Here is a 21,285-nt window from a genome sequence, read left to right as displayed (position 1 = left end):
CATTTGTCTTTTAACAAAAAACAAATGCAACAAAGAAATTTTATTCACTATTTAGTAATAACACTTAAAGGAATGGCTATGGGAGCTGCAGATGTAGTTCCGGGTGTGTCAGGAGGAACAATAGCATTTATTTCTGGTATTTATGAAGAATTATTAACTTCTATTAGTTCAATCAAAATTTCGTCAATTAAATTATTAAAAAATAAGGGATTTAAGGTTTTTTGGGAGACAATAAATGGTAATTTTTTAGTAGCTCTTTTAATAGGTATATTTATTAGTATTCTATCTTTGGCTAAATTAATATCGTGGTTGTTAGAAAATAAACCAATACTTGTTTGGTCTTTCTTTTTTGGATTGGTTTTAGCAAGTATTTTGTTTATAGGAAAGCAAATTACTAGATGGAGCGCTTTAGCAGTAGTGTTATTTATGGTTGGTGCTCTTGTAGCTTATTATATAACTACATTACAGCCCTTAGTTTCAGAAAATTCTTCACCATTATTTTTGTTTATAGCTGGAGCATTGGCAATTTGTGCTATGATATTACCCGGTATTTCAGGCTCATTTATTTTAGTATTATTAGGTGCCTACAAACCAGTTTTAGATGCTATACACGATAGAGATTTTAAAATGTTAGCAATTGTAATATCTGGAGGAGTAGTTGGTTTGTTAACTTTTTCTAAAGTGTTAAAATGGTTGTTTAATCATTATAAAAATTTAACATTAGCTGTTTTAACAGGTTTTATTTTAGGATCTTTAAATAAAATTTGGCCATGGAAAGAAACACTAACATGGCGAACAAATTCACATGGTGTAAAAGTACCATTTAATGAGCAAAGTATTTCCCCGTTTTCTTTTGAAGGAGATGCCCAATTAACAATGGCAATATTATTGGCACTTGTAGGTTTTGCAGTAATTATTATATTAGAAAGAATAGCAAAACTATCAAAATCACATTAATTTATGGCTAAAGAACGTAATTTACTGGATAAATTTTTCCTTTTCTTAAAAGGATTAGCAATGGGTGCGGCAAATAAAGTTCCTGGAGTATCTGGTGGTACAGTTTCTTTTGTATTGGGTTTTTATGAAGAAATGATTTATTCCTTCAGAAAAATAAATTATAAAGCTCTTTTATTGCTTATAAATGGTAGGTTTAAAAGTTTTTATAATTATACAAATGCCACTTTTTTATTGTTAGTTTTTGGAGGAAGTACGTTTAGTTATTTTAGTGTATCCTTAGTTTTAGACTATTTATTAGTTACCTACGAATTGTATGTTTGGAGTGCTTTTTTTGGAATGATATTAGGGTCTATCTACTATATCTCTAAAGATTTTGAAAATTGGAATACAAAAAATATAGTATCTGTAATTATAGGTGTATCATTAGGTATTGCCATTAGCTTTATGAGTCCTGCAAAAGAAAATAATAACCTTTGGTTTGTTTTTATTTGTGGAATAATTGGAGTTTCAGGAATGACACTTCCTGGTTTATCAGGATCATTTATACTTATTTTAATGGGTAATTATGTGCTGTTATTAGTAGATTCTGTTGCAGTATTATTTAAGACACTTACCGAAGTATTTACAGGAGATTTTAGTTTTATGGATAATGAGGAGAGAATACATTACCTAGAAATTGTTGCAACTTTTACAGCGGGCTCGGTATTTGGATTGGTTGTTACTTCGCATATTTTAGGGTATGTGTTAAAACGTTGGTATCAAATTGTAACAGCTGTAATAATAGGTTTTATAGCGGGGTCTTTGGGTATAGTTTGGCCTTGGAAAAAAGAAGTTTATAAAATGGAAAATGGCATAAATATGTTAGATGCTAAAGGGAATAAAATAATTGAAAATTTTGAAAGATATTTTCCAGATTTTTCAAATAAAGAAACTTGGATTGCTATATTTTTTATAGCAGTAGGGGCAGCAATTATTTTACTTATTGATAAATATGGAGCAGAACGTAAAGAATATATTGATGAATAATCGTACAAAATTTGGATTGTTAGGAAAAGATATTTCCTATTCTTTTTCAAGAAAATATTTTTCTGAAAAATTTAAAAAACTAGGTTTAACAACTTTAAAATACAGTAACTTAGATATTCCAGAAATTGAAGAATTTCCATTTCTTTTATACCATAGAGAACATGAGTATGGAGGTATTAATGTTACCATTCCTTACAAAGAATCTGTAATGCGTTATTTAAATGAAATTGATGCTGATGCTAAAAAAATAGGAGCAGTAAATACTATAAAAATAACAGAAGATAATAAGTTAGTTGGTTATAATACAGATTATTATGGATTTTTAAATTCAATAAAACCATTGTTGAAGCCACATCATACTAAAGCTTTAATTTTAGGTACAGGAGGCGCTTCAAAAGCAATTGCTTATGCGTTAGAAAAATTAAATATTGAATATAAATTTGTATCTAGAAGATTAGGGGATAACAATTTTTTATACTCAGTTTTAAATCAACAAATTATTGAAGAATACACGGTAATTATTAATTGTACACCAATAGGTACGCATCCAAATGTAGAAGAGGCTCCGGACATTCCGTACCAATATATTTCAGATAAACATTTATTATTCGACCTAATTTACAACCCAGCTGAAAGCAAATTTTTATCTGAAGGTAAAAGTAAAGGAGCAATAACTAAGAACGGCTACGAAATGCTTGAACTTCAAGCAGAAAAATCTTGGGAAATCTGGAATTTATAATAAAAAGTAGAAACTTTAACGCAACTTTTATAGTATCTTTGAATCTAATATTAAATAGTCTTTTATTTAGTATTATTTAAAATTATTAATGAGTATAATTATTGAACCTTAAACATTATAATATGTTAGACCAAGAAGAAAAATTACCAGTACAAGAAAATAATTTAACAGAACAATCTGAAGATTCTAAGTCAGAAAATAAATTAGAAGCTAAAGCTGAAGTAGCTGTAGAAGCAACAATAGAATCTGAAGTTAAAATTAAACCTGAAGTTGAAACAGAAGCTGTTGACGCTGCAGTAAAAAAAGAGGAAGCTACTCCTAAAATTAAAAAAAGTGACACTTCAAATAAAGCAATTACTGAAATTGAAACTAAAATTGCTGAAAGTTCCGAAGAAAGCGAACATCAAGAAATTGAAATGGAAAATTATGAAAACTTAAGCTTAGAAGCTTTAGTTTCAGAATTAGGAAAACTTGTTAAAGAAGGTCAGGTTCAAAGTATAAATAGTAATGTAAACAAAATTAAAAGTGTTTTCAATCTTAAGTTTGGGAAACTTTTAAAAGCTGAAAAAGAAAAATTTTTAGCTGAAGGAGGAAATATTATTGACTTTCAATATAATAATCCAATAAAATCTGTGTACAACAGTTATCTTTATGATTTTAAAATTAAAAGGAACGAGTTTTATGCAAATCAAGAGGCTAAATTAAATGCTAACTTAGAAGAAAAGTTAGATTTAATAGAAAAATTAAAACATTTAATAGATAATGCAGAAGGTGCAACTATGTATAAAATGTTTAAAGATGTTCAAGCTAAATGGGTTGCAATAGGACCAATTCCTAGGGCAAAATACAATGATACCTGGAGAACGTATCAATACCACGTTGAGCGTTTTTATGATTTATTACACCTAAGTAACGACTTAAGAGATTTAGATTTTAAACATAATTTAGAAGAAAAACTTAAGTTAATTGATAGAGCAGAAGAACTATTGAAATTAGAAGATGTGAATGCAGCTTTTAAAGAATTACAAGTTTTGCATAAACTTTGGAAAGAAGATATAGGTCCTGTTGCTAGAGAACATAGAGAAGAAGTATGGGAGCGTTTTAGTGAAATTACTAAGAAAATTCACGACAATAGACATGAGTTTTTTAAAGATATGAAGTCTAAGTTTGAAGGGAATATCGAAAAAAAACTAGAGGTAATTGCTGCTATTGATGCTTTGGATACTTCAAAAAATAAGACAAGGTCAGATTGGCAAAAAAGTATAAAAGAATTAGAAGCTTTACGCAATAAATTTTTTAGTATTGGTCAAGTTCCAAGAGCTAAAAGTGATCAAATATGGGCTAAGTTTAAAGAAGCTACTCGTAAATTTAATATCGAAAAAAATAAGTTTTTTAAAAATGTAAAAAAAGAACATTTAGAAAACTTAAATCTAAAAAAAGCTTTAATTGAAAAGGCAGTATCTTTAAAAGACAGTGAAGATTGGGATACTACAACTGAAATAATGAAGAAAATTCAGTCCGATTGGAAAAAAATTGGTCATGTTCCTAGAAAATATTCCGATAAACTTTGGAAAGAATTTAAAGACGCTTGTAACCATTATTTTGATAGACTTCATAAAAATCAAGACATTGGAAATAAAGAACAAATAGAAGTTTTAAATAAAAAGAAAGAGCTTTTAAGTACAATTAAACAAACAATTGGAAGTGATGATGAAATTTCTATAGATACGTTAAATGAGTATGTAAGTGATTGGCGCGATTTAGGAAGAGTACCTTATGAAATGAGACATATTGAAGTTAAATTTAATAAATTATTAGACAAAGTTGTTGACAATAATAACGATATTGAAAAGCAAGATGTTGAAATGATTAAGTTTAAAAACTTAGTAAATAGTTATTTAGAGCAAAAAAATTATAGAAAATTAGATTCTGAACAATTATTTGTAAGAAAGAAAATAGATGAAACAGTACGTGAAATACAGCAATTAGAAAATAATATTGGCTTTATTTCTAATGTAACAGAAGACAATCCTCTAGTTAAAAATGTACGTAAACAAATAGATGTTTATAAAGAAAAATTAGATGTTTGGAAAGTTAAACTAAACTATTTAAGAGAATTAGAAAGTTAAAATAACTTCCTAATAAAATATTAAAAAGGCTGTTTAGAAAATTTCTAAAAGCAGTATCTCACAAAGTGTGTAAGTGTAAAAGTTATTCTGAAATATTTTGCTTCTTAAAAAGCAAAAAATATTTCGGAAATAACTTTTTAAGTAATTAATTTTAACTTTTAAATACACACTTTAATGAAAAAAGAAGATTTATTAAACGATGATTTTTTAAAGCAATTTAAAAATGGAGAAGAGCTTCATAGCTTTTTAAGTGCCTTACAAAAACGAGGTATTGAAAAAATCCTAGAAGGCGAATTAGATAGTCATTTAGACTACGAAAAACACCAAAAGTCCTTAACCGATAATACTCGCAACGGATATTCAAATAAGAAGATTCAAACCAGTTATGGTGAATCAAAAATTAATGTACCTCGCGACCGAGACGCCTCCTTTAATCCAATGCTTATTCCTAAAAGGAAAAGTATGGTTGATGGTCTTGAAAACATTATAGTATCTTTATATGCCAAAGGAATGAGCAACAGCGATATTGAGTCTCAAATAAATGAATTGTATAATTTTAATGTTTCTACATCCACTATTTCAAGAATTACAGACCGTATTACAGATGATATAATCGCTTGGCAAAACCGACCATTAGAGTCCATTTATCTAATTGTTTGGATGGATGGCATTGTTTTTAAGGTTCGTGAGAACTCAAAAGTGATTAACAAAACAATCTACATATCAGTAGGTTTGCGTAGAGATGGCAAAAAGGAAGTATTAGGTCTTTGGCTTGGAAAGAATGAATCGGCAGCCTTTTGGATGAGTGTTTTAACAGATATAAAAGCACGTGGAGTTCAAGATATTTTAATTACAGCAACTGATAACCTGAACGGATTTACCGATACTATTAAAAATGTATTCTCTGAATCTAAAACACAAATTTGCGTTGTGCATCAAATCAGAAATGCTTGTAGATATGTGGTTTGGAAAGATAAAAAGGAGTTTACAAATGATATGAAGCAAATTTACGGAGCACCTACCAAACAAGCTGCACGTGCGGCTCTAAAAGATTTTTCAGACAAATGGAGTCATAAATATTCTTACGCTATAAAAAGCTGGGAGGAAAACTGGGAAGAACTTACTGTTTTCTTTGAGTTTCCTCTAGAAATTAGAAAAATTATTTACACCACTAATCTTATTGAAAATTTAAATGGAAAAATAAGAAAATACACTAAAAATAAACTCTCATTCCCAACAGATGAAGCCGTAATGAAATCTGTTTTTTTAGCTGTAAGAGAGGCAACAAAAAAATGGTCGATGCCAATTCATAACTGGGGGATAATTCTTAACCAATTTTTGACTATATTTGAAAAAAGGGTTCAGATTTAATGAAAAATCTAAACCCAATATTTTTAACTTACACACTTTTTGGGATAGTGTCAACTATAAAAAAAACTCAGGACTTAATTTAAATGTTAGGTCCTGAGTTTTTTATTTTAAACTTATTTTAAGGAATCAACTTTATTTTTGAGGAACAGGTTTTAAATTCAGATTTTTAACACCATTTCTAACATTGGTTACAAATTCTTTTCCTGGATCTATTTTTTCAGTTCTGTAATTATCATCTTTCTCTAACCAAAGTTCATGGTCTACAAAATTAGTGTATTCGTAATGGCCAATTACATATTCAATATCATATTTAGAAGCCAAATAGTTTACTAATTTAATATTAGATTTTAATTGCGCATCGGTTAATGGAGTATCTTTTGTTCCACCAACATTTTCTATGCCTATAGCACAATGATTAAGCCCAATTACATGTCTTGCCATTTTAGTCTCTGGCATTAATCTGTAAATTGTTCCATCTTGATCTACTACAAATTGCGAAGAAACATTTAAATTTCCAGAACTTTTAATATCGGGTCTACTGCTAGTTATTGTGCTTTTTTCAAAAGCTTTAAAAGTATTTTCTAAGGTAGGAATTGAAGTCCAATGTAGCACAACCATTTTTGGAGTAATTTCTGTTGTACCATTGTCTATTCCATACCTTTCTGATAAGTATTGAAGTGTTAAAGCTTCTCTTTCTTCATCAAAAATAACAGGTTTATCTACTATTTCTATGTTAGGTGAACACGAAAGAAATAGCATTGTAGTAAAAAGTAAATAATAATGTTTCATTTTTATAATTTTAATTTATTGTTTTCGCTAATTTTTCTAAATCACTTTTAGTATGATTAGCAGTAATAACAATTCTATTCATAAAGTTTTCATAAGTAGGATATTTAAAACGAGCAATAATAATGTTGTTTTTCAATAGTTTTTCATGTAAAATATCGCTTGTAGAATAAATTACAGGGTAATTTTTATTGAAATAAAAGCTTTCATTTTGTTTTAAAATACTTGCTAAAAAATCTAAATTATTAAAAAGTAATGTTCTTTGTTTTTTATAAAGTTGCTTACTTTTAAGAAAAGCTTCTAAATAAGCTGGATTTGCTCCAGATGATGAAACAAATAGTGTCTGATTTCTAATTGCATCTACAAAATTCTTATCTGAAGCAATAATACCACCAGAAAGTCCTAAGGCTTTTCCAAGTGATGAAATTAAAATTTTCCGATGTATTTTATCAGATTTTATTGATGAGAATACGCCTTTTCCATCAGTGCCAATAATACCTAAACTATGTGATTCATCAACAACTAAAGTCGTGTTTTTTTGAGGTGTAATTGCATCTAAAAAATCGAATGATGTAGGAGTTGTTTCCAGGGCTAAAATGGCATCTGTTGTAATTACAATGTCTTCAGCAATATTATTTTGTAATAGCGGATTTATGTTTCCGTTTAAAAATAAGGGCAAACTATTTGGGTGTAATACTGCAGGATGTGTTTTTGGATAATGAAAGAATTTTTTAGTACTTTTTGATAAATAATCAACAACCATTTTACCAGCTAAAGTTCCCGAAGATATTGTTAGGCTAGCTTCAGCTTCTAAAAATTTTGAAAAATAACTTTCGGCTTCATTATAAATAGCGAGTTTTATATTTGCGCTTCTAGAGCTTCCGTAAAAGGTTCCCCATTTTTTTAAACCTTCAAAAATAGTGGTTTGAAATTCTTTATTTGAAGCCATTCCAAGGTATGAAGTACCTCCAAAATACAAATATTGCTTATCGTTTACGGTAATTTCTCTGCTTGGAAATTCGTTAATTGTCATAGTTATTTAACTAAAGTAATTCCTGTTCCGTTTAAATCGCTGTATGTAATAATGCCATCTTTAATGGTAATTCCTGTAGCAATATCTTCCGCTAATAACATTGCGCCATCCATATCTACATAATCTAAAAGTGGTAATAAATGTGCAATTGCTGAAATTCCAACGGAAGATTCTGTCATACAACCTACCATTGTTTTCATATTTAATTTTTTTGCATTTAAAAGCATTCTTTTGGCTGAAGTTAAGCCACCACATTTTACTAATTTTACATTTACACCATGGAAATGATTGTGGCATTTTAAAACATCTTCTTCAATTTGGCAACTTTCATCTGCTATTATAGGTAAAACAGATTTTGTAAAAACTTCTTTATGGTCGTCCCATTCATCAGCTTTTAGAGGTTGTTCAATAAATTCAACACCAAGTTCTTTTAATTTATAGGAGTTATTTATGGTTTCTTTAACCGACCAGCCGCAGTTTGCATCTACTCTAAAAATTGCATTTGAATGTTTTCTTAACTCTTCAATTATTTGAATATCTTCTTTTGTGCCGAGTTTTATTTTATAGATAGGCCAAGGAACTTCTTTCATTTTGGCTACCATTTTTTCAATGGAATCAATACCAATAGTATAATCGGTTAACGGATTATTATCGGTTGTATAGTTCCATAATTCATATAATTTTTTTCCTTTTTTTTGTGCAAATAGATCGTTAAAAGCCAAATCTAATCCACATAAAGCAAACATATCATGTTTTAAATTCGGGTACATTGTATTCCAAAAGATTTCAGGAGTTAAATTTGAGCTTTCTTCAATTAAAGGTTTTAAAGTGGTCAAATCTTCAATCATTTTTTCAATAGTAATATTGTAATATGGATTTGAAGTAGCTTCACCATAACCGGTAAAATCGCCATCTTTTAATTCAACTATAAGACTTGGTTGGATATTGTAAGATTCTCTTGAAATAGTAAAAGTATGGCGTAATTTTAAATTGTAAGGTTTTAGAGTTAATTGCATTGTATTGAAATTATTTATTTAAAAATAAGAGTTGATGCATCTTTTTTTATGTTTAATTCTACAGTTCTTCCTAAAATAAGCGCCACGTTTTTTTCTTCGTGTCCGGCAGGAAAATTAAACAGTATAGGGAAATTGTATTCTTTAACAACGTTTAAAATAAGCTCTTCAATTGAAGATCCCCAGGGTGTGCTATTTTTTTTAATATTGCTAAAATCGCCAACAACTATACCTTTGCAATTTTCAAAATAACCAGCGCGTTTTAGACTTTGCAGCATACGGTCTATATGGTAAGGATATTCTCCAATTTCTTCAATAAATAGGATTTTACCACTGGTGTTAATACTGGTTTTAGAACCTAACATTGTGTGTAAAAGTGTTAAGTTTCCACCTACAAGTTGTCCAGTTGCTTCTCCTAATATATTGTAATTAGAGCTTTCTATAGTATAAGAAAGCTGATTGCCAAAGAGTGCCTTTTTTAACGAATTTTTATTTTCTTCTAAATATTTAAGGTCTTTATTTAAACTAATTCCCATCATACCATGTATGGTTTCAAAACCTAAATTATGAATTTGATTGTGAAAAGCAGTAATATCTGAATAGCCAATAACCCATTTTGGGTGCTTAATAAAAGTGCTGTAATCTAATTTATCTAAAACTCTTACAGAACCATAACCACCTCTAGAGCACCAAATTGCTTTAATGTTTTTATTGTCTAAAGCTTTTTGAAAATCTGAAGTACGTTCTTCATCTGTACCAGCAAATTGATTGTTTTGGTTGAAGATGTTTTCACCTAAAACAGCATTTAGTCCCCAACTTTTTAATAGTTTTTTAGCTTGTTCAATTTGGGCTTGCTTGTTCTTTAAAATACCTGCAGGTGAAAGAATAGCAACAGTATCACCTTTTTTAAGGTATGGAGGTTTTATTAAATTTTTAGACATGGTTGTTTTGCTAGATTTTTCAGTTGTTTGCTCGGTAGTGTTACAGCTAATATGTATAAAAAAGACAAATAAAATACAATATGATAGTTGTTTCATGCGTGTAGATATTATTTTAAAAGTAAAAATGTGTAGTTGTAAAGGTACTGTTTTTTCAATGGAATTTATAACTGAAAAGTTAAAAAAAGGGTATAAATAAAAGTGTGTTTTTGAATTTTAATCAATTTACGATAAGTAAAATTGTATTGTTTTTGGTTGTGTATTTTTAAAAGCACTAGAACTTATCTATGGTATACATTTAAAATTAAAAAGTACAACGGGTTTTTGTTATAAAAATGTTATAAATTTGGTAGAAATCTTAATTATTAATTAAGCTTAAATTATATTAATAGAATGTTATGAAATTACTTTTTACAAGTGTTACAATGCTTTTTTTTAGCATTATTTTTAGTCAGAATGACGATTTTACTTCAAATTTATATAAAACATATGATAGTTTTAAAGAAGAAAGTTTAACCCATAGAAGAATAAAATATAAAGATTTACAACCGTTAATTAGTAAGCTAAAAAAAGAATCTAAATACACCGTAAAAAAAGTAGGTGAGTCGATAGAAGGAAAAGATTTAAATTTAATTAGCATTGGTACAGGAAAAACAACAGTGTTTTTATGGTCTCAAATGCATGGAGATGAACCTACTGCAACACAGGCTATTTTTGATATTTTTAATTTTATTGATAGTGATGATTTTTTTGATGAAAAAAAAGAACTTCTAAGTAATTTAACACTTCATTTTTTACCAATGTTAAACCCTGATGGTGCTGAAATATATACCAGAAGAAATGCTTTGGGAATAGATATAAATAGAGATGCTTTACGATTACAGTCTCCAGAAGGTCGAGTGTTAAAAAAGGTTCGTGATAGTCTTGATGCAGATTTCGGTTTTAATTTACACGATCAAAGTATTTATTACAACGCCGAACGCACAGATAAAACAGCAACTATTTCTTATTTAGCACCTGCTTATAATTATGAGAAAGATATTAATGAAGTACGAGCAAATGCTATGAAAATTATCGTTTTTATGAATACTGTTATTCAAAAATATGCACCAGGGCAAGTAGGACGTTATAATGATGATTTTGAACCTAGAGCTTTTGGAGATAATATTCAAAAATGGGGGACAAGTGCTATTTTAATTGAATCTGGTGGGTATAAAAATGATGTTGAAAAACAAGAAATTAGAAAACTAAATTATGTGTCAATCTTAGCTGCAATTTATACAATAGCTAATGGAAGTTATAACGATATTTCAATTGAAGATTATGAAAAAATCCCTCAAAACGATCGAAAATTATTAGATTTAAAAATTAAAGGGGTAACCTATAATTTATTAGGGAAAGACTATATTATTGATATTGGAATTAATAGGGCAGAGGTTGATAATGAAGATTATTCAAGCTTTTATAATGTTGGCCGTGTAGCAGATCAGGGAGATTTATCAACATTTTTTGGCTATGAAACATTAGATGCTGAAAATTATAGTATTGAAGCAGGAAAAGTATATCCAGAAGTTTTTAAAGCTATAAAAGATATTGAAGATTTAGATATTTATAAGCTTTTAAAAGACGGTTATACCTATTTAAAAGTTGAAAATTTACCTAAAGACAGTAGATTTGTAAACAAACCAATTCATTTGGTTAATTCAGCTTTTAAAGCTCCTGAACTAAAAATTAAGGTAGGTGTAAATGCTACATTTTTATTAAAAAAAGATGCAGAAATTAAATATGCAGTTATCAATGGTTTTTTAATTAACCTTGACGATTCAGAAACTAATTTTAAAAACGCTCTTATTTATAAATAATTCATGTTTAAATTAGTAATTGTCTCTAAGTAATTCTAATACAGTTTGAATTTCTTGTCTTACAGCATTTGTTGAAGATTTGAAATGGTTATTCATAAAGCTAAAAATTAACACTTTATTAGATTTTGTAATTAAATAACCACTTAAACAGTAATTGTTGCCAAAAGAACCCGATTTTGCATAAACGTAAGGTGTTGGATTTCCTCCGTACCAGTTTTTTAAAGTTCCTAATTCACCTCCAATAGGGAAAAAGTTAAATAAACGTTCTTTAGGAATTTCATTATGAAGTTTTGTTAAAACCTGTACAAATGAAGTTGGTGTAAATAAATTATACCTACTTAATCCAGAACCATCAACCCATCTAGGCTGTTGTTTTAAATCGCTTAATTGATTTTCAAGAATGGTTTTTCTTATAGTGTTAGAATTTAACGTGTCAGATACGGTTGAAGAAGCTAAAATAAGTATTTGTTCAGCTAAAAAGTTATCGCTTTCGTGCATCATACGTTTGTATAGCGAATCTGTTTCTATACTATATGCAATGTGCTCCATTTTTTTTGGAGAGTAATTAGTAATGTTAACTTTGTTTGGTAAAAGAGTATTCCATAAATTGTTGATTAATAAAGAGTCTATAACCATTGGAATTTCTCTTGTTTTGTTCGGATTAGGTTGGTAATAAAACCGATTAGAATTATAAGCTCTTTTAAAGCCAGATGGTTTTAGATACACGCTATCTTTTAAAGCTTCAGGACTAGTTTTTAGTTCAGTGTCATAATTAATAGAAAGTACATTTCCGTACATTGGAAAGCTACTTTTTTCTGGACTAAAATAGGCATCATAATCTTCCCAAGCCCAACCAGGACCATATTTTTTATCTTCTATATTATTAACGGTTAAATTTATTTTTTCATAATTATTAAACATTTTCAGCGCGGTGCTATCTTGAAAATATGAATGTAAAAATGTTGGGTCTCCTGTGCCAATAACATTTAAAGTATCTTTTTCAATGGTATATTTAAATGAAGGTACTTTGTTTGGTAAATAGTGTAATCCAGTATATAAGGTAAATATTTTAGTGTTACTTGCAGGAGTAAAATATTTTTCAGCATTATAGCTGTGTACAATTTTATTAGATTCAGGATTATAGACTAATAAACCTACAAACTGATTTTCAAAAAAAGAACTATTGAGTTGTTTTGATATTTTTTTAGAAACTTGAACAGATTTACAACCAGTTAAAATAAATATAAGCGCTAAGCAAAGAAATTTAAGTTTCAACATATAAATAATTTTAATAAAATAGTTATTTTTAACTAAAGTATATACCCATAATTAGGTATAATAAGGTGGTAATCATACCTCCAATTAAAGCATAAGGTAATTGTGTTTTAACATGGTCTATATGGTCTGTTGCAGATGACATAGAAGAAATAATTGTGGTGTCGGAAATTGGAGAACAATGATCTCCAAAAACACCACCTCCTAAAGTAGCAGCAATAACAAGACCTACGTTTGCTTCATGAATATTCGCCATTGGAATTGCAATGGCAATCATAATAGCAAAAGTACCCCAAGAAGTTCCTGTAGAAAAAGCAATAAAAGAACTTATAAGGAAAACAATTGCAGGTAAAAATTCTGGAGATAGCCATTCTTTAGACCAATTAGCTATAAATTGTCCAGTTCCTAATTGATTACAAGCGTCGCTTATGGCAAAAGCAAAAAGCATTAATAAGGCAAGTGGCATTAACTCACTAACACCTTTTAATGTTAAATCTACCATTTCATCAACCTTCATTATGCCTTGTATTTTATATAAAACCATAGCAACTAGTATGGCAGTAATAACAGCATATAACACAGATGATGATCCAGAACCTTGTCCAATAGCTTGTGATAAATGGTCAAAAAATGAAGTGTATTCTTCGACATTATTCCAACCGGTATAAGCTAGGTTTAGAGGCATCATTACTACCATAGTAAATAGTGGAATAATCATATTGTAAGCTTTTGCTTTAATGCCTTCTTTTGGTTTGTATGAAGTTATTGTTTCAGAAATCATAGGCTTAGAATTTTCATTTAAAACCTTTCCTGTTTCTTTAGTTCTTTTTTCAGCCTTGGCCATAGGACCAAAATCTTTTTTAGAAATTATTATAATTATCACTATTGCAATAGCTATAAACGGATAAAAATTATACTTAATTGAAGATATAAGCATAGAAAACGGATTGTCTATACCTTGTGTAATTAATAAACCCATAATAAAAGCTCCCCAAGCATTAAAAGGTATTATAATTGAAGAAGGAGCAGAACTAGAATCGGCTATATAAGCTAATTTTTCTCTTGGAATCTTCAATTTATCAAAAATTGGCCTGTAAAGTGTACCTACGGTTAAAGAGCTAATGCTGGTTTCAACAAAAAGAATAATACCAGTAAGTAAGGCTAAAATTTGAACAATAATTCTACTGTAACCACTTTGTTTTTTTTCAAAATAATTAATTAGGATATTAATTTTATTTACAAAACCTTCAACTCCTCTAGAGTATTGAATAAATAGTAAAAGTGCTCCAACTAGTGCACTAAACATAATGGTTCTGGTATTTCCTTCAGATTTAAATACGTTAACCATACCTTCAATTGCCGCAATAGTACCTTTTATAAAATTCCAGTCGTTCATAATAAGCCATGAAGACCATATTCCAAAAAGTAACGCAACGTAAACTTGCTTTGTTCTTAATGCAAGTATAATTGCAATTATAGGTGGTAAAATTGATAGAAATCCGTAATTATCCATTGGTTTTTAGTGTAAATAATTTGTTCCAAAAAGTAGGAAAACGTGAATATACTTAAACTAATTTATTTGAATAAATTTTAGAGCAAATTCTGAACTATTTTTTCAGATTTAATAAAAATTTATAGTGTTAATTACAGATAATAGTATGTTTATTATGTGGTTTTTTTTTGTTAATGGTTTATTTAATGAAGAATATAAAAGAAGTAGTGTTATTAGTGAGGTAATATTTTTATGAAATCTAATAAAAATAAATGTAAAAGAAATAGGAGTGTTTGCCTTATTATAACTAGCTTTAAGTAATTTAAAAATATAAAAGTGTATAAAATTTTGAGAAGTAAAAATGGTAATTTGCTTATTATTAATTTTTTAAAATAAAAATAGTGGAGACGCCGGGAATCGAACCCGGGTCCAAACAAGCAACCAAAGTAGTTTCTACATGTTTAGTTTTCTTTTAATTTTAGTCCTAATGCTAACCGAAAACAATTTACGTTAGGCTTAGTTTCTTTAGTTTCAAAATGCTAGCGAAACAATAGCAAATCTATGTTAACTTTTACGATGTCTCTTAGCTGACCGCCGCTAACCAAGGCTTTCAAGAGACATTTAGCTTGCACACCTTGTGTGCCGAGGCTCATCCTACTATAATTCGGATTAAGCAGCTAAAGCGTAGTTATCTTCGCCGTTTAAAGTATTGAAATTGAGATTTACGAGTGCTATTTCATTACTCGACATGCTTCTAGTTTAATTGACCTTGCAGTCAAAACCAGTCGTCCCCAATAAGTCAAAGATCAAATTCCATTAAAGGAACGCAAATGTATAAAAAATCTATCAAATTAATTATTTGTGAGTTCCTTTAATTCACAATATCTTAGTAGCAATATTTATACCATTTAACACTATGAAATTAGGAATTATAAAAGAACGTAAAAATCCGCCAGACAGACGCGTAGTTTTAGCACCAAAACAGTGTAAGCGATTGTTAAAAAAATACCCTAAACTTTCTATAAAAGTTGAAAGTTCTGATAATCGTTTTTTTACCGATGAAGATTATGTAAATCAGGGTATTAGCGTGGTGGATGATGTTTCGGATTGTGATGTTTTGTTAGGTGTAAAAGAAGTTCCAATAGAACATTTAATTCCTAATAAAAAGTATTTTTTCTTTTCTCATACCATAAAAAAACAACCCTATAATAGAAAATTATTGCAAGCCATTTTGGCAAATAATATTGAAATGCACGACCACGAAGTGATTGTAAATGAAAAAGAAATGCGTTTAGTTGCCTTTGGAAGGTATGCTGGAATTGTGGGGGCATACAATGGATTTAGAACTTACGGTTTAAAATATAACACATTTCAATTACCTAAGGCTGAAAACCTACATGATCAATTAATGCTTATTCACGAACTAAAAAAAATTAAATTACCTAATATTAAAGTGGTTTTAACAGGTAAAGGTAGAGTAGGAAATGGAGCAAAAGAAATGCTAAAGGGTATGCGTATGCGAGAAGTTTCTGTAAAAGAATTTTTAAATGAAACCTTTTCTGAACCAGTATTTGTTCAAATAGATGTGTTAGATTATAATAAACGAAAAGATGGACAAACAAAAAATCAACAAGATTTTTTTGACAATCCATCTGTGTACGAAAGTAATTTTATGCGTTTTGCAAAAGTTGCAGATATGTACATTGCTTGTCATTTTTTTGGAAATGGTTCGCCTTATATTTATACACGTGAAGATGCTAAAGATAAAGCATTCAATATAAAAGTTGTGGCAGATATTAGTTGTGATATTGATGGTCCTGTAGCATCAACCATTCGTCCTTCAACAATTGCTGATCCAATTTATGGTTACAATCCTATAACAGAAAAAGAAGTTGATTTTAAAGATGAAAATGCAATTGCAGTTATGGCAGTTGATAACTTACCTTGTGAGCTGCCTAAAGATGCTTCAGAAGGTTTTGGTGAAAGTTTTTCAAAATATGTAATACCAGCATTTTTTAATAACGATAATCATGGTGTTTTAGAAAGAGCTAGAATGACTCAAAATGGAAAATTAACGGAACGTTTTAATTATTTGCAAGATTTTGTTGATGGGGAATAATCAACAGCACGAATTGGAAAAATTGGCAAATACTATGATGCCTTTCGGAAAATTTAAAGGCAGATATTTAATAGATCTTCCTGAACATTATATAGTTTGGTATAATAATAAAGGGTTTCCAAAAGGAAAATTAGGTGATCAGTTGCGCTTAGTTTATGAATTAAAATTAAATGGATTGGAAGATTTGGTTAGAAAATTAAAAATTTAAAAAACATGAATTTTGTTTAATAAAAACAATCCGTTTCTTTAAAATTTGACTATTTTTATATTTAAATTTTACTTTAAATTCTAAAAAATAAATCTTCATTTATCTTAACTTCCAAAGTGATAAAATATAGGTTTTCAATTTTTTTTAGAGGTATTTAGTGGTGCTTTTTTTACAACTAAAATTTATATACAGCTCTTTTTTATAAAACTACTTATTTTCAATTTTAAAGGAAAATAAAACCCATTTTACAATAAAAAAAATTAACTTTTCAACAATATAATGTTATTAACTAATTCAATAAAAGATGAAATAGTTTTAAATATTGAATTAATTTTATTTTTTGAAAAAAGTATAATAATTAAAAAAATGAAAATGACAGAAGAGTTGGTTTTTCCGAAAGTATATGCTTATAAAGAGGTGTTAGATAATTGTTTATCTTATTTTAATAATGATGAGCTAGCAGCCACTACTTGGATGAACAAGTATGCGGTAAAAAATAAAAAAGGCGAATACTTAGAAGCTTCTCCAATCGAAATGCACAAAAGAATGGCAGCTGAATTTGGACGAATTGAAAAAAAATATTTAGAAACTGAAAAAACTAAAGAAGGACTTTCTGAATACGGTAAAACCCGAGAATTTTTGTCTGAAGACGCAGTTTTCGAATTATTTAAAGATTTTAAATATATAATTCCACAAGGAAGTGTAATGTCTTCTTTAGGAAATAAAAATGTAATTGCATCACTTTCAAATTGTGTGGTGGTACCTCCGGTGTATGATTCTTATGGTGGGATTTTTTATACCGATCAACAATTGGCACAATTATTTAAACGCAGATGTGGAGTAGGTGTAGATTTATCAAATTTAAGACCAAGAGGTGCTCAAGTATCAAACTCTGCAGGTACAACAACTGGAGCGGTTTCATTTATGGATCGTTTTTCAAACACTACAAGAGAAGTTGCTCAAAATGGTAGAAGAGGTGCATTAATGTTAACTATGGATATTGCACATCCAGATATTGAAGAATTTGTTACTATAAAACAAGATTTATCTAAAATTACAGGTGCAAATATTTCTTTAAGGTTGTCTGATGAATTTATGGTAGCAGTTGTAAAAGACGAAGAATTTACATTGCGTTGGCCAATAGATAGTAAAACACCAAAATATACAAAAACAATTAAAGCTAAAGAATTGTGGAATACTATAATTAAATCAGCACACAATACAGCAGAACCAGGTTTAATTTTTTGGGATCGTCAACATTATTATTCAACATCTTCAATGTATCCTGGATTTAAAAATAGTTCAACAAATCCTTGTTCAGAAATTGCAATGCAAGGTGGAGATAGTTGTAGGTTAATTGCACTTAATTTATATAGTTTTGTTGATAAACCATTTACAAAAGAGGCTTCATTCGATTTTGAAAAATTCTATAAAGTTACTTATGAATCGCAACGATTAATGGATGATTTGGTTGATTTAGAATTGGAAGCAGTTGATAAGATTTTCAACAAAATAATGCACGATAAAGAACCAAATGAAATTAAGCAAGTAGAAATTGATACTTGGAAATTGTTGTATAAAACTGGTAAAAAAGGAAGAAGGACTGGTTTAGGTTTTACAGCTTTGGCAGATTGTATGGCTGCGTTGGGTAAAAAGTTTGATACCGATGAAGCGATTGCTGTTGTTGATGAAATTATGAAAACTAAACTTAGAGGTGAGTTTGATAGTAGTATAGATATGGCTATTACGCGTGGTAAATTTGAAGTGTTTAGTCCAGAAATAGAAAAATTTTCTGAGTTTGTACAAATGATGGAGGCTGAATTTCCTGATGTTTATGAAAGAATGATGAAATATGGAAGACGTAATATTTCTATTAGTACTGTTGCTCCAACAGGAAGTTTAAGTATGTTAGCTCAAACATCTTCAGGAATTGAGCCAGTATTTTTATTGTCATACAAACGTAGAAGAAAAGTAAATGAAGGCGATGCAAATGCAAAAATTGCTTATGTAGATGATATGGGTGATGCTTTTGAAGAATTTGAAGTGTACCATGGTAAATTAAAACAATGGATGGAAGTAACAGGCGAAACAGATATTAAAAAAAGTCCGTATGCCGGTGCAACAGCTCCAGAAATTGACTGGGAAAAACGTGTTGAAATGCAAGCTTTAGTTCAAAAATATACTACACATTCAATAAGTTCTACAATTAATTTAGCCAGCGATGTTCCAGTAGATTTAGTTGGAAATATTTATATAGAATCTTGGAAAAAAGGTTTAAAAGGAATAACGGTATATAGAGATGGTTCTAGAAGCGGAATTTTAGTATCAAGCGATGCTAAAAAAGAAAAGAAAGATGCTGAATGCTATGCCAATACTATTTTCCCAAAGCGACCTAAAAAAATTAAAGCTAAAGTAGTTCGTTTTCAAAATGATTACGATAAATGGGTTGCAGTTGTTGGATTAATAGATAACAGACCTTATGAAGTATTTACAGGTAAGTTAGAAGATGCATTTTTATTACCAACTTGGTTAGAAGAAGGTTGGGTTATTAAAAATAAAGATAAAAAAGGAGGTTCTCGATACGATTTCCAATTTGAAGATAGACAAGGTTATAAGGTTACAATGGAAGGATTATCGCGTACTTTTGATAAAGAATATTGGAATTATGCCAAATTAATTTCTGGTGTTTTACGTCACGGAATGCCAATTCCTTATGTAGTTGATTTAATTAATAACTTAAATATGTACGACGATAATATTAATACTTGGAAAAACGGTATTGCTCGTACATTAAAACAATTTGTTGAAGATGGTACACAAGCAGTTGATAGAAAATGTCCTGAATGTGGAGATCCAGAAGGTTTAATTTATGAAGAAGGTTGTTTAAAATGTAAAAGTTGTGGACATTCTAAATGTGGATAAGAATTTAAATTAATATTAAACAATTAAAACACCAACAAAATTTAATATATAGTTGGTGTTTTTTTATGAATCCTATAGACGAATATTTTTACAATCAGGTTGAGCCTTATCAATCAATTATGCTTTATTTACGAGGTGTAATAGTAAAAGTAGCGCCTCAAATTGAAGAGAAATATAGTTTTAAAATTCCTTTTTTTTGTATTGATAAAAAGCCAGTATTGTATTTAAATGTGCTAAAAGGAACCAATTTTGTTGATGTTGCTTTTGTACATGGTATTATTTTAGAAGAAAAATACCCAGAATTAAAAAACTACAATAATAGAAAGCAAGTACGTTCGCTTCAAGTAAAATCTTTAGATAATTTTGATGAGTTAATGTTTTCTCAGCTTTTAAAGGATGCAATTATTTCAGTTGAAAATAGTAAAAAAGCATGGTTTATTTAAAAAATATCCCTAATCCTAAATTTATTTCAAAATCTTATAATAATTGTATTTAATAAGATTCTGAAATAAATTTTGTTAAATATTTAATATTAAAGACTATTTATAGTTTTTCTAATAGCTACTAAGTTACTTAACAAACTTTCTAAATATTGTAAATCTAACATATTAGCGCCATCGCTTTTTGCATTTTTAGGGTCGAAATGGGTTTCTAAAAATAAGCCATCAACACCAACTGCAATTCCAGCTCTGGCAATGGTTTCAATCATATCTGGTCTTCCGCCAGTAACACCACTTGTTTGGTTAGGTTGTTGTAAAGAATGTGTAACATCTAAAACAGTAGGTGCAAATTGTTGCATTTCAGGAATTCCTCTAAAATCAACAATCATATCTTGGTAACCAAACATAGTTCCTCTGTCAGTTATCCAAGCTTTTTCGTTTCCGCTATCTTTAACTTTTTGAACGGCATGTTTCATAGCAGAAGGACTCATAAACTGACCTTTTTTTAAGTTTACAACTTTACCCGTTTTAGCAGCAGCTACTACTAAATCTGTTTGTCGCACTAAAAAAGCAGGAATTTGCAATACATCAACATATTCAGCCGCCATTGCAGCATCTTCATTTGTATGAATATCGGTAACAGTTGGAACATTAAAAGTATCTGAAACTTTTTGTAATATTTTTAAAGCTTTTTCATCACCAATTCCAGTAAAACTATCAATTCTACTTCTATTTGCTTTTTTAAAACTTCCTTTAAAAATAAATGGAATTTGTAGTTTGTCTGTAACTTTTAAAATATGTTCTGCAATACGAAGCGCCATTTCTTGACCCTCAATTGCACAAGGTCCTGCTAGTAAAAAAAAGTTATTACTAGTTGTATGTTTTATGTTAGGAATTAGGTTTAAGTCCATTTTAATGTTTTTTTGCAAAGATAGAATAACTTTGAAAAGTTTAAGTGTTAAAAATTTAAATTGA

17 protein-coding genes and 1 other RNA gene are annotated in these 21,285 nt (G+C 29.1%); 10 read left to right on the top strand and 8 right to left on the bottom strand.

Annotation, left to right across the window (positions count from 1 at the left end; translation table 11 throughout):
• Positions 1-24: 24 nt before the first annotated feature.
• The 5 genes from MKD41_RS07490 (at position 25) to MKD41_RS07470 (ending at position 6,222) form a co-directional block, all read left to right on the top strand.
• Positions 25-957 (top strand): DUF368 domain-containing protein, encoded by a 933-nt coding sequence (locus MKD41_RS07490; RefSeq protein ID WP_240244810.1) that lies wholly within the window; start codon positions 25-27, stop codon positions 955-957.
• A 3-nt stretch (positions 958-960) separates the two neighbouring features.
• Positions 961-1,983, top strand: a complete 1,023-nt coding sequence (locus MKD41_RS07485) for a DUF368 domain-containing protein (RefSeq protein WP_240244809.1) — start codon at positions 961-963, stop codon at positions 1,981-1,983.
• Positions 1,976-2,722 (top strand): shikimate dehydrogenase family protein, encoded by a 747-nt coding sequence (locus MKD41_RS07480; protein WP_240244808.1) that lies wholly within the window; start codon positions 1,976-1,978, stop codon positions 2,720-2,722. Before MKD41_RS07485 ends, MKD41_RS07480 begins: the two co-directional genes overlap by 8 nt.
• Positions 2,723-2,844: 122 nt before the next feature.
• Entirely contained in the window at positions 2,845-4,851 is a 2,007-nt protein-coding gene (locus MKD41_RS07475; protein WP_240244807.1) for a DUF349 domain-containing protein, read from the top strand.
• Positions 4,852-5,025: 174 nt separating this feature from the next.
• Positions 5,026-6,222 carry an IS256 family transposase gene (locus tag MKD41_RS07470; protein WP_240244806.1) on the top strand — a complete coding sequence of 399 codons (1,197 nt, stop codon included), beginning with the start codon at positions 5,026-5,028 and terminating at the stop codon, positions 6,220-6,222.
• A 132-nt stretch (positions 6,223-6,354) separates the two neighbouring features.
• Here the strand turns inward: MKD41_RS07470 and MKD41_RS07465 are convergent, their stop codons facing one another.
• The 4 genes from MKD41_RS07465 to MKD41_RS07450 are packed head-to-tail and all read right to left on the bottom strand — an operon-like array spanning position 6,355 to position 10,091.
• Entirely contained in the window at positions 6,355-7,011 is a 657-nt protein-coding gene (locus MKD41_RS07465) for an N-acetylmuramoyl-L-alanine amidase (protein ID WP_240244805.1), read from the bottom strand.
• Between the two features lie 10 nt (positions 7,012-7,021).
• Positions 7,022-8,041 carry an aminotransferase class I/II-fold pyridoxal phosphate-dependent enzyme gene (locus MKD41_RS07460; RefSeq protein WP_240244804.1) on the bottom strand — a complete coding sequence of 340 codons (1,020 nt, stop codon included), beginning with the start codon at positions 8,039-8,041 and terminating at the stop codon, positions 7,022-7,024.
• 2 nt (positions 8,042-8,043) lie between these two features.
• Positions 8,044-9,057, bottom strand: coding sequence for a dipeptide epimerase (locus tag MKD41_RS07455; protein WP_240244803.1), 1,014 nt, complete (start codon positions 9,055-9,057; stop codon positions 8,044-8,046).
• A 14-nt stretch (positions 9,058-9,071) separates the two neighbouring features.
• Positions 9,072-10,091, bottom strand: coding sequence for a S66 peptidase family protein (locus tag MKD41_RS07450; RefSeq protein ID WP_371824289.1), 1,020 nt, complete (start codon positions 10,089-10,091; stop codon positions 9,072-9,074).
• A gap of 299 nt (positions 10,092-10,390) precedes the next feature.
• Here MKD41_RS07450 and MKD41_RS07445 point away from each other — a divergent pair, with 299 nt between their 5' ends.
• Positions 10,391-11,854 carry a M14 family metallopeptidase gene (locus MKD41_RS07445; protein ID WP_240244802.1) on the top strand — a complete coding sequence of 488 codons (1,464 nt, stop codon included), beginning with the start codon at positions 10,391-10,393 and terminating at the stop codon, positions 11,852-11,854.
• A gap of 12 nt (positions 11,855-11,866) precedes the next feature.
• Here the strand turns inward: MKD41_RS07445 and MKD41_RS07440 are convergent, their stop codons facing one another.
• The 3 genes from MKD41_RS07440 to ssrA all read right to left on the bottom strand — a co-directional run bounded on the left by MKD41_RS07440 (position 11,867) and on the right by ssrA (position 15,414).
• Positions 11,867-13,132 carry a D-alanyl-D-alanine carboxypeptidase gene (locus MKD41_RS07440; protein ID WP_240244801.1) on the bottom strand — a complete coding sequence of 422 codons (1,266 nt, stop codon included), beginning with the start codon at positions 13,130-13,132 and terminating at the stop codon, positions 11,867-11,869.
• A gap of 28 nt (positions 13,133-13,160) precedes the next feature.
• Positions 13,161-14,642, bottom strand: a complete 1,482-nt coding sequence (locus tag MKD41_RS07435; protein ID WP_240244800.1) for a Na+/H+ antiporter NhaC family protein — start codon at positions 14,640-14,642, stop codon at positions 13,161-13,163.
• A 378-nt stretch (positions 14,643-15,020) separates the two neighbouring features.
• Positions 15,021-15,414: a transfer-messenger RNA gene (gene ssrA, locus MKD41_RS07430) on the bottom strand.
• Between the two features lie 123 nt (positions 15,415-15,537).
• On the opposite strand from ssrA, the gene MKD41_RS07425 reads away from it, so the two are divergent.
• From MKD41_RS07425 to MKD41_RS07410, 4 genes are all read left to right on the top strand, one after another.
• Complete coding sequence (locus MKD41_RS07425) at positions 15,538-16,740, top strand: NAD(P)-dependent oxidoreductase (RefSeq protein ID WP_240244799.1); 1,203 nt, start codon at positions 15,538-15,540, stop codon at positions 16,738-16,740.
• Positions 16,730-16,948 (top strand): DUF3820 family protein, encoded by a 219-nt coding sequence (locus tag MKD41_RS07420; RefSeq protein ID WP_240244798.1) that lies wholly within the window; start codon positions 16,730-16,732, stop codon positions 16,946-16,948. Before MKD41_RS07425 ends, MKD41_RS07420 begins: the two co-directional genes overlap by 11 nt.
• Before the next feature lie 366 nt (positions 16,949-17,314).
• Complete coding sequence (locus tag MKD41_RS07415) at positions 17,315-19,870, top strand: adenosylcobalamin-dependent ribonucleoside-diphosphate reductase (protein ID WP_240244797.1); 2,556 nt, start codon at positions 17,315-17,317, stop codon at positions 19,868-19,870.
• A gap of 65 nt (positions 19,871-19,935) precedes the next feature.
• A complete protein-coding gene (locus MKD41_RS07410; RefSeq protein WP_240244796.1) occupies positions 19,936-20,313 on the top strand; it encodes a DUF1801 domain-containing protein in 378 nt (125 codons plus the stop codon).
• Between the two features lie 89 nt (positions 20,314-20,402).
• Here MKD41_RS07410 and kdsA read toward each other — a convergent pair whose 3' ends face one another.
• Positions 20,403-21,221, bottom strand: coding sequence for a 3-deoxy-8-phosphooctulonate synthase (gene kdsA, locus MKD41_RS07405; RefSeq protein ID WP_240244795.1), 819 nt, complete (start codon positions 21,219-21,221; stop codon positions 20,403-20,405).
• Positions 21,222-21,285 lie beyond the last annotated feature (64 nt).

Origin of the sequence: Lutibacter sp. A64 (genome assembly GCF_022429565.1) — a bacterium.
GTDB lineage: Bacteria > Bacteroidota > Bacteroidia > Flavobacteriales > Flavobacteriaceae > Lutibacter.
Note: the sequence above shows the minus strand (reverse complement) of the source record. Positions and strands in the feature narration are given on the sequence as shown.